The 12,239-nt window shown below is 62.1% G+C and carries 14 protein-coding genes; 11 read left to right on the top strand and 3 right to left on the bottom strand.

The features are described 5' to 3' along the window. Positions 1 to 472 precede the first annotated feature (472 nt). The 9 genes from QZ501_RS12710 to QZ501_RS12750 all read left to right on the top strand — a co-directional run bounded on the left by QZ501_RS12710 (position 473) and on the right by QZ501_RS12750 (position 8,166). Positions 473 to 1,012 carry an OsmC family protein gene (locus QZ501_RS12710; RefSeq protein WP_160898269.1) on the top strand — a complete coding sequence of 180 codons (540 nt, stop codon included), beginning with the start codon at positions 473 to 475 and terminating at the stop codon, positions 1,010 to 1,012. 60 nt (positions 1,013 to 1,072) lie between these two features. Next, complete coding sequence (locus QZ501_RS12715) at positions 1,073 to 2,203, top strand: acyl-CoA dehydrogenase family protein (protein ID WP_160898268.1); 1,131 nt, start codon at positions 1,073 to 1,075, stop codon at positions 2,201 to 2,203. A 12-nt stretch (positions 2,204 to 2,215) separates the two neighbouring features. Continuing rightward, positions 2,216 to 3,589, top strand: a complete 1,374-nt coding sequence (locus QZ501_RS12720; protein WP_295719967.1) for an FAD-dependent oxidoreductase — start codon at positions 2,216 to 2,218, stop codon at positions 3,587 to 3,589. Between the two features lie 18 nt (positions 3,590 to 3,607). Next, complete coding sequence (locus QZ501_RS12725; protein ID WP_295719970.1) at positions 3,608 to 4,003, top strand: DUF302 domain-containing protein; 396 nt, start codon at positions 3,608 to 3,610, stop codon at positions 4,001 to 4,003. Between the two features lie 88 nt (positions 4,004 to 4,091). Then, positions 4,092 to 4,976: a sulfurtransferase gene (locus tag QZ501_RS12730; protein WP_295719972.1), complete on the top strand. Its 885-nt coding sequence runs from the start codon at positions 4,092 to 4,094 to the stop codon at positions 4,974 to 4,976. Between the two features lie 301 nt (positions 4,977 to 5,277). Continuing rightward, positions 5,278 to 5,718 carry a cyanase gene (gene cynS / locus QZ501_RS12735; RefSeq protein WP_160898264.1) on the top strand — a complete coding sequence of 147 codons (441 nt, stop codon included), beginning with the start codon at positions 5,278 to 5,280 and terminating at the stop codon, positions 5,716 to 5,718. A gap of 13 nt (positions 5,719 to 5,731) precedes the next feature. Next, complete coding sequence (locus QZ501_RS12740) at positions 5,732 to 6,544, top strand: formate/nitrite transporter family protein (RefSeq protein WP_160898263.1); 813 nt, start codon at positions 5,732 to 5,734, stop codon at positions 6,542 to 6,544. A gap of 123 nt (positions 6,545 to 6,667) precedes the next feature. After that, entirely contained in the window at positions 6,668 to 7,087 is a 420-nt protein-coding gene (locus QZ501_RS12745; protein WP_160898262.1) for a DUF4399 domain-containing protein, read from the top strand. A gap of 44 nt (positions 7,088 to 7,131) precedes the next feature. Then, positions 7,132 to 8,166 carry a DUF5924 family protein gene (locus tag QZ501_RS12750; RefSeq protein ID WP_295719976.1) on the top strand — a complete coding sequence of 345 codons (1,035 nt, stop codon included), beginning with the start codon at positions 7,132 to 7,134 and terminating at the stop codon, positions 8,164 to 8,166. 19 nt (positions 8,167 to 8,185) lie between these two features. Here QZ501_RS12750 and QZ501_RS12755 read toward each other — a convergent pair whose 3' ends face one another. Further along, positions 8,186 to 8,329, bottom strand: a complete 144-nt coding sequence (locus QZ501_RS12755) for a DUF3096 domain-containing protein (protein WP_095616256.1) — start codon at positions 8,327 to 8,329, stop codon at positions 8,186 to 8,188. 98 nt (positions 8,330 to 8,427) lie between these two features. Here QZ501_RS12755 and QZ501_RS12760 point away from each other — a divergent pair, with 98 nt between their 5' ends. Then, positions 8,428 to 9,444 carry a lipid A deacylase LpxR family protein gene (locus tag QZ501_RS12760; protein WP_295719978.1) on the top strand — a complete coding sequence of 339 codons (1,017 nt, stop codon included), beginning with the start codon at positions 8,428 to 8,430 and terminating at the stop codon, positions 9,442 to 9,444. A gap of 51 nt (positions 9,445 to 9,495) precedes the next feature. Continuing rightward, complete coding sequence (locus tag QZ501_RS12765) at positions 9,496 to 11,139, top strand: FMN-binding glutamate synthase family protein (RefSeq protein ID WP_295719980.1); 1,644 nt, start codon at positions 9,496 to 9,498, stop codon at positions 11,137 to 11,139. 1 nt (position 11,140) lies between these two features. On the opposite strand, the gene QZ501_RS12770 is transcribed toward QZ501_RS12765, so the two are convergent. Further along, positions 11,141 to 11,932: a hypothetical protein gene (locus tag QZ501_RS12770; protein WP_295719983.1), complete on the bottom strand. Its 792-nt coding sequence runs from the start codon at positions 11,930 to 11,932 to the stop codon at positions 11,141 to 11,143. Beyond that, on the bottom strand, positions 11,917 to 12,239 hold a 323-nt coding region (locus QZ501_RS12775; protein ID WP_295719985.1), incomplete at its 5' end, for a hypothetical protein. The genes QZ501_RS12770 and QZ501_RS12775, both read right to left, overlap by 16 nt.

The raw sequence follows: 12,239 nt of genomic DNA on the forward strand, positions 1-12,239 counted from the left end.
CCCCGCGCCGATATCCATCATCAGGTCCTGAAGCACCACCTCCCCTTTCGGGGAGAACTGATGTGTTATGCCATTGATCTGTATAGATGCACCCATAATTGATTTCCCGCGTTGCATGGTTGCTCGATGTTGCATTCACGTGAGCCACCGGGCGCTGTCCGAGAGCTCTTTCGTCCTGCTCCTGCAAGAGCCAGACCAACCCGGACAACCCGCCACACTGCTGGAATCAAAGGCATCCGAAGCCCTAAGCAGGGAATAAACAAACACGACAATGTCTACATTGTCTTCTCTGTAAAACCAGAAAACCGACTCCAAAAAGGCCCTCCCCTACCTTGCCGGTTCCCCTGAAAGGCCCGCACCTCAGGGGCTGAGAGAACATCCTCACAACACTGGCATGCAATCTGCTCCTCCCCCTTTGAATGCAGACGGACAAACCGTCGCTCTAAAAAAGCAGCAAATAAGGAGACAACACATGTCTGAAGCCGCAGCTCAGAATGCCAAGACACCGCTTCGCCCTATCGACCTTGAAGGACTCAAGTCCCTGGGTGCCAAAGCCCAGATGGACCCGGAAAAGGTCAACACTCTGAAGTCACACACGGAATGCGAAGGGGTCTTCCGGATGATGACCTACTGCCGCGACCTCGACGGGCACCTTATCGACGAGCCCCCGACACTGCTGGGCGAGAACAACGCGCCCAACCCCTCTGAAGCCGCTCTCGCCGCACTGGCGTCCTGTCTTCTTGTGGGCATTCACGCCAATGCCACCTGGCGCGGCATCACCCTCTACAAGCTGGAAGCGAACCTGGAGGGCGATATCAACATCAGTAGCGTCTGGGGCGTGGGCGACACGAGCGAGAAGCGACTCGGTTTCACCGAGATCCGCGCCGAGTTTGATATCGATGCGGACTGTTCACGTGAAGAGCTGCAGGACCTGATCGAGTGGTCGGACAAGTGGTCGCCGGTGGCGAACACCATGCGCAACCCCGTGCCGACCAAGACAAGCCTGGCGTAACCAGGACCTGTTCCGGCGCGCCGCGCCGGAATGGATCCCCGATGACTAGGAGAGAAAGCCATGACTGCCGCGGAAAAACTCAAGCCCCAGACAGATCCGTCTGACCCGGTACCCGGTGTTGAAGCGCTCGTTCAGAGCACGCTGGCGCCCCAGACCGTTGAAATCGATCGTCAGGGCACCTATCCAGCAGGCTTCATGCACGAGCTTGGTGCGCTGGGCGGTTATCGCCAGCACTTGGGATCCGGCGGTGCACGCGGTCCGTCCGGGCCCGGACATTTTGGTAATGCGGTCCGCGTTATGGATGCCGTCTCCAGCGAATGCATGTCGACCGGCTTCTGTGTCTGGTGCCAAGACGCCCTGGGGTGGTACCTGGAAAACGCCGATGACACCAGCGTGCGTGATCAGCTGCTGCCCCGCATTGCCGATGGCAGCCAACTCGGTGGAACCGGCCTGTCCAACGCGCTCAAGCACTTCGCGTCGATCGAGGCTCTCAAGATCCGTCTCAGGCGTGTCGATGGCGGCTATGTGGCCAACGGCACACTGCCGTGGGTTTCCAACCTTGCCAATGACCATGCCTTCGCCGCGATCTTTCAGGTCGAGGGCAGCGACCGCAAGGTCATGGCCCTGACCTTCTGTGACCAGCCGGGATTCAGCCTCCAGCAGTGCGCCGAGTTCACCGCCCTCGAAGGCAGTGGCACCTACGCCTGTCATTTCCGCGACTGCTTCATCCCGGACAGCCAGATCATCAGCGAGAACGTCCCCGCCCTGATGCAGCGCATACGCTCCGGCCTTGTCCTGATGCAGATGGGCATGGGCCTGGGGCTGGTGCAGGGCTGCATTGACATCATGGAGGGCATGCGCGAAACCCAGGGCCACGTGAACTGCTATCTCGACGAGCAGCCCGAAAGCCTGGCTGAGGACCTGGCGGATGCCCGAATGGCCACGCAGGCACTGGCCGGTGACATCGGGGATGATTCCGACAGCCTGTTTGCGGATGTGCTGCAGCTGCGCCACAGCGCCTCAGAGCTTGCGCTTCGTGCCTCCCAGGCGGCGATGCTGCATGCCGGCGCCCGTGGCTACCTGGCGGACGCCCCCGCCCAGCGCAAGCTGCGGGAGTCCTATTTCGTGGCCATCGTCACCCCTGCAATCAAACACCTCCGCAAGGAACTGGAGCGGCTTGGCGCCGCTTGAGGAGAGATCGCGATGAGCCAGCCCTATCGCCGTTACCTGTGCATTGTCTGTGGCTTCATCTACGACGAGGCCGAAGGGGACCCGGATGGCGGGCTGCCACCGGGCACCCGTTACGAGGACATCCCGGATGACTGGGAATGTCCCGACTGCGGTGTCTCCAAGGCGGATTTCGTGCTCCTGGAGTCGCCCGCCGAGCCCCAGGAGGCGCCTGCTGGCCGGACCCAAATGCAGCCTGGCCAGGATCCCGACCAGGTTGTCGTCATCGGTGGCGGCATGGCGGGCTGGAATCTTGTGGAAGCACTGCGGGCCGAAGACAGTTCACGCACGGTGACACTGATCTCACACTGTGACGCGGATGTCTATCCCAAGCCCCAGCTTTCAGCCGCCGCTGCCCGCAACAGGCAGCCCGATGACCTGATCACCGTTGCCGGACCGGAGCGGGCGCAGCAGCTGGGAATCAATCTGATGCCCCGCACACGCGTGTTGTCTATCGACACAGAACGCCGGCGCATCATCACGCCACGAGGGGGTGTTCCCTACGGCGCCCTTGTGCTCGCCTCCGGCGCCCGACAGCCCAGGCCCTCACTGGCGGGCGATGCCGCCGACCGGGTGATGCAGGTCAATGACCTGCACAGCTACCGCCGTTTCCGGGCTGAAACCGATGCGCATGCACCCTCCAGGATTCTCATCCTGGGCGCTGGCCTCATCGGCTGTGAATTTGCCGACGACCTGTCCAGCGCCGGCCACCAGGTTGATCTGGTTGACCAGGCGAGTCATCCCCTGACAAGGCTGCTCCCGACGACACTGAGCGCCACCCTCGGCTGGGCGCTCCGGGAAAAGGGCGTCAACCTGCACACCGGCTGTACCGTGCAATCGGTCCGCACCACCCCTGAAGGGCTACTGGCTGTCCAGCTGGACTCCGGTGAGACGGTCCAGAGCGATGTCGTGCTCAGCGCCCTTGGACTGATTCCCAACGTGGAGCTTGCCAGGCTCGCGGGCGCCGCCACGGGCACCGGCATCCAGGTTGATTCCCGGCTGCAGACCTCCATCCCCGACATTTACGCGATCGGGGACTGTGCCGAGCACAACGGACAACTGCTTCCCTATGTGCGGCCACTCCAGGAGCAGGCCCAGGCCCTGGCCGCCAACCTCTGTGGCCATGAGACACATTACCAGGCGAATGCCGGGACCATCGTCATCAAGACACCGTCATTGCCCCTGGCGGTATGGGCGCCCGAGGAGGACGGCGAGTGGGTGGAGCGCGAGGCCGATGGTCAGGACATTGTCCTGGAACACCGATCAGAGGATCGACTGACCGGTTTCGCCCTGTCCGGCAAGCGCACACGCGATGCCAAACAGTATGAAGCGCAGATGCGCGGTCAATAAGTCAGGAGCCCGAACACAATGTTCCGTGTTGCCAGCGATTATTCGCCAAAAGAAACGGTTGAACGACTCAAAGAGGCCATCAGCACCGAGGGCATGTACCTTCTGTGCCACATCCCGGCCTCGACCAACGTCGCCCACGTTGGCCTGGAGAGCCCTTTCCACCAGGTGCTCGAGGTTTTCCATCCAGCTTATGCCGCGCGCGTGTGGGAAGCCCGGGAGGACGCGGGGATTGCCATACCCGTGCGCGGCCATGTCTATGAGAGCGCCAGCGGCCGGGTCCGGGTCGACTGGCAACGGCCAAGCGTCAACCTTGGCCTCTTCCCCGAACAGGAACTGGCCGCCATCGGGCGTGAACTGGACCCGGTGTTTGAGCGCATCATCCGGTCGGTCGGCAGCGGACCGGAGACGGCATAGCCGCAAATCCAGGAGGGCCAGGCAGGCCATCCTCAGATAACGCCTCGACCATCCAGGCAGGAAGGGGCGGGGAACAGGAGAGATCACCATGACCGAGCAGATCCTTTACAGCGTTGAGGAAGCAAACGCACTGGCCAGCGCCGGCAAGGCGGTGCTGATTGATATCCGCGACAGCGATAAGTACGAAACCGAGCACATCCCGGGTGCCGTGAACGTGTCCGATATTTTCTACTACCTGGCGGAGACCACGGACAGCGGGCTGGACGCAATGCACCAGACATTCGCAGAACTATTCGGCAACGTGGGCCTGGACGGCCAGAAAACCGCCATCGTCTATGAGGACGCCCTGAATACCCAGTACGGCGGTTCCTGCCGGGGGTACTGGCTGCTCAAGTACCTTGGGTATCCAACGGCCGGTATTCTCGATGGCGGCCTCCGCGCCTGGAAGGAGGCAGGCATGCCTTTGACGTCTGAAGCGCCGACAGTGACGCCGGCAACCTTCCCTCTCAACCCGCAGCGCGACCTCCTCGCGACCAGGGATGACATGCTTGAGATCCTGGCCAACGGTGACGCGATCCTGCTGGATAACCGCGACCAGGATGAATGGCTCGGGGAGAGCTCTTCCCCCTACGGTAAGGACTTCGTTCCCCGCAAGGGCCGGCTTCCCGGTGCCGTATGGCTTGAGTGGTACGAGTTCATGGACGATGGGGAAGTCCCCGCCTTCAAGACGCCTGAGGCCATCCGGGAGCTTGCCGCATCCAGGGGCATTGCCCCGGACGACCCCATCGTCATCTACTGCTTCAAGGGCGCGCGGGCGAGCAACACCTTTGTCGCCCTGCGCCAGGCCGGGTTCAGCAACCTCCGGATTTACCTTGGCTCCTGGAACGAATGGGCCAAGGATCCCGCTTTACCCATTGAATCAGGTAGCCCGGGGGCTGCGGCGCCCCTCCTTAAGCAAAGATTGGCTGGTTAGAAGTCCCCCCTACTCTCCACAAACAAACCATCAACATTGAGGTCCCCTACTACGGGAAATCGTGTTGTATGACTACGAGAAATCGTTCTTCACGATTTCTCGTAATTTCCCTGCCCCTTCAGACTCATAATTAATCTTTCCAAATCAGAATCTTAAAAAATAGAACAGGTTGGCACAGCAACTGCTTACTCAGTCTGCAACCGACAGCTCGTACGGTACGAGTGCTGTCAGCTAACAGGCGCCCACTTTTAGGGCAAATGCACTATCGATGCAGCAATCTGGTTCAAGGAGTTGCACTGTTATGAATCATGAAACCATGACCGCCACCATCCTCACCGCCAAGAACGAACAGGGCTACACTTGGGGGCAGCTGGCCGAATCCATCGGCATGTCGCCCGTATGGACGGCTTCCTGCTGCTACGGCATGAACACCATGCTGGAGGACCAGGCCAAGGCTCTGTGCACAACACTGAGCCTCGGCGACGAAGTGGCACGGACCCTGCAAACCTGCCCCCACAAGCACTGGGACAAAGCCGTTCCGACTGATCCGCTCATCTATCGCATCTATGAAGCCTGCATGATCTACGGCGACAGCGTGAAGGACATCATTCACGAGAAATTCGGCGACGGGATCATGAGTGCAATCGACTACAAGATGCACGTGGACCGCGTGGAGGATCCCAAGGGGGACCGGGTCGTGATCACGATGGATGGCAAGTTCCTCCCCTTCAAACGCTGGTAACAGGAGAACCAACATGTCCTATCTTCAACCCAACGAGTTCGTCACCAAGCTGGTGGACGCCGGCGAAGCCAAGATCCACATGGGCACGCGGGACACCCTGATCCGTGCCTTCATGGCGGGGGCGACGCTGGCGCTGGCGGTGATCTTCACCATCACCATCGCGGTGCAGACCGGTTCCTTTCTGGTCGGCGCCCTGCTCTTCCCAGTGGGCTTCTGCATGCTCTATCTCATGGGCTACGACCTGCTCACGGGGGTATTCACGCTCGTGCCCATGGCACTACTGGACAAGCGGCCGGGCGTGACCTTCCCGCGCATGCTGAAGAACTGGGGCCTTGTGGGGCTCGGGAACCTCGGCGGCGCGCTCTTCATCGCCATTTTCGGCTATCTCAACTTCTCCATGGGGGGCTCCGAAGCCATCAATGAAGTCGGCCAGAAGATCATGGCCGTTGGCGAAAGCCGGACCGTGGGTTACCAGGAAGCCGGTATTGCCGGCTGGATCGTTCTCTTCATGCGCGGCATGTTCTGTAACTGGATGGTCTCCATGGGCGTTGTCGGCGCGAGCATTTCCACTCACGTGTCCGGCAAGATCATGGCCATGTGGATGCCGATCATCATCTTCTTCTATCTCGGTTTCGAGCATTCCGTCGTGAACATGTTCCTGTTCCCGATCGGCCTGCTGATGGGCGCGGACTTCACCCTTTACCAGTACATCATGTGGAATGAGATCCCGACGGTTCTGGGCAACCTGGTGGGTGGCCTGACACTGGTTGGCCTGGTTCTGTACACCACTCACGTCCGCACCCAGCCGAAGAAGAGCTTTTCCTGATCGGGGCGACGCCCTGGACTGGATGACCATCCGGTAATAACCCTCCCAGCCGGGGCGTGGTGGCTTGCCGCCGCCCGCCCCGGCTTTTTATGCTGGTATCCCATCCACACAGGGAGTTACAGCATGAAGGCACTGACCCGCACACTGGCCGGCATCACACTGGCTCTGGGCACAACCGCCGCAATGGCCAGCGATGCACCGGAAGAAGCATCCGCCTATTTCATTTCCCCGCAGGACGGCGAGACCGTCAGCTCCCCCGTAACCGTCCGCTTCGGGCTTGAAGGCATGGGTGTGGCGCCCTCTGGGGTCGACCGGAAGAACACCGGCCACCACCACCTGCTCGTGGACGTGGAGGAGATGCCCGCAATGGATGAGCCCATTCCTTCCGACGACCAGCACCGGCACTTCGGCGGTGGCCAGACCCAGACCACACTGGATCTTGAGCCCGGCGAACACGAGCTGACGCTGCTGCTCGGCGATGAGACGCACACGCCCCATGAGCCGCCGGTCAAATCCGAGACGATTACCATTACCGTTGAATAACCGTCTTTGACCTGCCGGGCCGGTCAGCCTATGTCCCTTTCGCTATGAGTACACCACTGCCCGGCCCGGTCAACTGGAAATGGAAAGCCCTGCGTGCCGCCGTGCACGTACGTCGCCACCCCTGGCTGTTCGCGCTTCTGGGCTTCGTAGCGGGCATCGCCAGCTTCCTGCTTGTTGATCGACAACAGGATACGGCGGGACTGATCGCAATACTGATGCTCGCGGGCTGGGTCTGGCTGGTTCTGGAAGACCCGATACGCCGCCTGATCAGCCTGATCCCGGGCGTGGACCTGCCACCGCCGCTGGTGCGCTTCACGACCCAGCTGATCCACCAGGAGAGCTTCTTCTTCGCTCTCCCGTTTTTTGCCATCACCACAACCTGGAACAGCGTTCAGGCCCTGTTCACGGCACTGATCGGCATCGCCGGCCTGATCTCGATCATTGACCCGGTTTACCACGGCTGGCTCACCCGCCACCGCTGGCTCTATCTCGCCTATCACTGCCTGGCGCTGTCCACCATTCTGCTGACGGCACTGCCCATCATCCTGCACCTGAGCACCTGGGAGAGCTACATCATCACCACCGCGCTCACCCTGACTCTGGCATTGCCGAGTCTGGCCCAGGCTGTGCCGCTTGGGGGTGCCCTGCGCCTTGTCGGTATGGCCGTGGTTCTCACGGTCCTCGTGGCTACCGCCTGGTTCGGCCGCGTGGCTGTTCCACCCGCCACCCTGTGGCTGACCGAAAGCACCATATCCCATCTGGTGGACCAGGATGACATGGAGCCGGGACGCTCACTGGAGGAGGCCACTGCCGAGGCGGTCGCTGAACGTGGGCTCTACGCCTATACCGCAATCCGGGCGCCACGCGGGCTGCATGAGACGGTCTATCACGAATGGGTACACAACGGCCGCGTCTATGACCGCATACCGCTGGAGGTCACCGGTGGCCGTGAGGCGGGCTACCGTGCCTGGACCCACAAGCTCCGTTTCCCACCCAATCCGGAAGGGATATGGCATGTGCGGGTCAGGACCGGGTCGGATCAGATGATCGGACAGATCCGCTTCCGGGTCCGGGACTGATCCGGCCCCGGGAAACGCTTCAGAAGCCATGCCCCATGAGGCCAAGAACTCCCATCGCGATCAGGTAACCCGCCACGATGTAGTTGAGAAGCTTCGGGAAGATCAGGATACCGATCCCGGCACCCAGCGAAATCAGCGGGGCGAGATCAATGTGAAACGTCATATTACCTCCTTTGACTGGCTATTCGGGAATCCCCGAATCCAATCCTAGCAGCTCGGGCGTAGAATGAGCCCACTGTTAAGGAAACGTATAGACCCGACATGCTGACATTAACGATCCGATGCCATCTGGGACAGGTGCCGCGCCTTCTGGTTCTGACAGCAATGCTCCTGGCGGGCCCGGCCTCAGGGGGGACTCTGAGTCTTTCCTGGGACAATGACCTGCTGACCGGTGAGGACAAAGGCTACACGAACGGCCTGCGCATTTCCTATCTGGAAGAAGCGGCCGAGAACAAACCCGATTGCCGTCTGTGCCTGAGCGGCCGGACACGGGATGCCCTTACGCCGCTGCCCGGCGTGGGCGCGCCGGAAAGCAACCACGCCCTCGCCTGGTCACTGCGCCAACTGATGCTCACCCCCCAGGATATCGAGCGCCGCGAGCCTCAGTACGATGATATCCCCTACACCGGGTATCTTTCCGGCAGCGTAACCCTCTGGAGCTGGGATGACCGCAGCATCACGGGTTACGGCGTATCGGCCGGTGTTATCGGGCCGGACTCAATGGCGGAGGAAGCTCAGGAATGGGTTCATGGTGTCACCGGCAGCACCAACCCTCGCGGCTGGGACAATCAGCTGGGCACCGACTGGGTTGGCGGCGTCCAGGCCCTGCATGCACGCCGCGCCTTGAAAACCGGTCAGGCAGATGGACTGCAACAGGACCTGAACTGGCTGGTGAGCGCTGAGGCCAGCAACTTCATCTCCAATGCCCAGATTGGTGCGGGCTGGCGCTTTGGCACCAATCTGCCGGACAATTTCATTTCCGACTACGCCGGGCTGTCATCGTCAGTGGGCATGCCCGGCATCCTGGACGCCCCCGGCCCCGGGTGGTCCGTTTTTGTCGGCGTTCTCGGGGAGTGGATTCCCTACTCCTATCTCGACGAGCGCTCCGGTCGGTACCGGTACGACCAGGAACCTCTGGTCGGCCATGCGGGTATCGGCGCGAGCCTGCATAACCGGGACATCCATTTCTCGGTCTCACTGCGGACCACGACCTCACAGGACGCGACCAACAAAGAACCACTGTCTTTTGGTACTGTTTCACTGGTCTGGCGGCTCTGACACCGTCGTACTCTCAGGAACCATCCGCGTACCGACAAGGGGCGATCCCGAATGACAGAACGGACACTGATCCCCTTACGCTACAGTGCCTTCGTGGCCTGCATCCTGGTCAGCCTGATCACGCTGGCGCTCAGCAGCCTGTCCATATGGTGGCTGGCCATTGCGTTGCCTGCCTTTGCATTCAGCTTGCTGGGCACCTGGGATCTTCTGCAGCACAGACGCACGGTCAGCCGCAACTACCCGGTAATGGCGCACTTCCGCTACTTCTTTGAGTCCATTGGCCCGGAGATCCGGCAGTACTTCATCTTCTCGGACACCGAGGGCCGCCCGTTCAGCCGCGAGCAACGGCGCATCGTCTACCAGCGCGCCAAGAACACGCTCGATAAGCGCCCCTTCGGCAGCCTCCTCGACATGGATAACCCCGGCTACGAATGGATCAACCACTCGCTGACGCCGGTGGACCATGCCAACTCGGACTTCCGCATCACCATCGGCAGCCGCTGCGCCCGGCCCTACAGAGCCAGCGTCTTCAACATCTCTGCCATGAGTTTTGGCTCCCTGTCCGCCAACGCGATACGGGCCCTGAACCATGGGGCGGCCCGCGGCGGTTTCTATCACGATACCGGTGAAGGATCGATCTCCCGCTACCACCTGGAAGGCGGTGGCGACCTGGTCTGGGAAATCGGCTCCGGCTACTTCGGGTGCCGGGACGAACAGGGGTATTTCGATGAGGGCCTGTTCGTCGAGAACGCCACGCGGGACGCTGTGAAAATGATCGAGGTGAAGCTCTCCCAGGGCGCCAAGCCAGGCCACGGCGGCATCCTTCCCGGCGCCAAGGTCACGCAGGAAATCGCCGAGGCACGGGGCGTTCCCGAGGGCGAGGACGTGGTGTCGCCGCCCAGCCACTCGGCCTTCAGCACACCCATCGAACTGCTCGAATTCCTGGACCGGCTGCGGGAACTGTCCGGCGGCAAGCCCGTGGGCTTCAAGCTGGCGATCGGCCATCCCTGGGAATGGTTTTCCATCGTCAAGGCCATGCTGGAGACCGGGCGGCACCCGGATTTCATCGTGGTCGACGGTGGCGAGGGAGGCACTGGCGCCGCGCCCCTGGAGTTCATCAACCGGCTGGGCATGCCGCTTCTGGATGCCCTGCTGCTCGTCCACAACACCCTGGTGGGCACCAACCTGCGGGACGTCATTGCCGTGGGGTCCGCCGGCAAGATCACCTCCGGCTTCCATCTGGCCAAGACCCTCGCCCTGGGCGCCGACTGGTGCAACGCAGGCCGGGGCTACATGTTCGCCCTCGGCTGCATCCAGGCCCTGAGCTGCCACACCGGGCGATGCCCCAGCGGTGTCGCCACCCAGGACCCACGGCGGGGCGATAAGCTGGACGTGCCGCTCAAGAGCGAGCGCGTGTACCACTACCACCGGAACACGGTGCAGGCCCTCGGCAACCTGATTGGCGCCGCCGGCCTGCGCAACACCTCGGAACTGGGGCCGGACCACATCATCCAGCAGACCTCCCAGACCGAGTTCCGCACCTATCGGGACCTTTACCCGTTCCTCGAACCCGGTGCCCTGCTCAATGGCGACACCGGGTACGAGCTTTTTGACCACTACTGGGAAGAGGCGAGCGCCCGGGAATTCGGTGCTCCCAGTTCCGTTATCCGGTTCAGCCGGAATCCGGTGCGCTGAGTCAGGCTTCGACCGGGTTCATGATCGAGAGCCCCACGAGGGCGCCCTCATCCATGGCCAGAATCGCCGTCTTCTCCGTGAATTCACCCAGGCGGTATCCCTGCGCCAGCCAGGCCCAGCCGAAGAGGTTGCCGGCCACGCCCAGGGTACCCACCGAGGCTTCGGGAAAGAGCCAGCGGACCTCGGGCTGAACCCAGTCACCCAGCCCCGGAAAGGCCGGGATGAGCTGCTCCATGTACCCATCGCTGCCGTTCCCCGGGCACAGCAGGGCTTCGGGCTGGGAAACGGCTTCCACGCCCTTGCGGATCAGGTCACCGGGATCCGTCCCGCCGTCAGGCCGTCCATCCACCCGGGAGAAGAGCAGTTCCAGACCACTGTCCGCAGGTGTCCAGTCGAGAGCCAGGACGGCTTCCACCCCCGCCTCACCCGCGCTGGTCATCCGGGCCGCAATCATCCGACCGGCAGTACCCAGCCGGTTGAGCTGGCTCATGGCCAGTGCGTTCCAGCCGCGTCCGAAACCGATTTCAGCCCGGTCACCGATTCGCTGCTCCCAGGCCAGTCGCTGTTGCTGTTCACTGGCGGGCAGCATGACCCAGTTCGGCCGGTCCGGCAGGACTAGAGGTTCAATCACCTCAACCAGCCGCTCATGAACGCCTTCAGCCTCAACACCCGGAATCCGGCACTGACCCTGATCGTCAGGGACCAGGGGCTGGCTTCCCAGCTCCGGCGCCAGAAGGTCCTCGGGGTGGCAGGCACCAATCGCTCCGTGAATACCGTTCAGTTGCCAGGGCACCACTGACCTCCATGCAGCGAAACGGGAGTGCCCTCAATCCGGTGACCACACGCAGGCCAGATGCGCTCACGGAATCCGAGGGGCAGGACCCGGAACAGTCGCTTCCAGTCCACCTCTTCCAGAGGCATGCCCCACAGCTGCCGTCCCCGGTGACGTTCTTCCCGGTCCCCGACAAGCCAGCGTACTTCGCGCAGAGCGGGTTCTGCCAGTGATTCGTCATGACGAAAGCTGGCCAGCCAGGGCAGGAAGCGGCTGTGCGAGGTGGCCCCGAGTATCCCGATCAGGGCGGCGTCCGTGACCTCTGGCG

The organism is uncultured Halovibrio sp. (assembly GCF_913056445.1).
In the GTDB taxonomy this organism is placed as follows: Bacteria; Pseudomonadota; Gammaproteobacteria; order Pseudomonadales; family Oleiphilaceae; genus Halospina; species Halospina utahensis_B.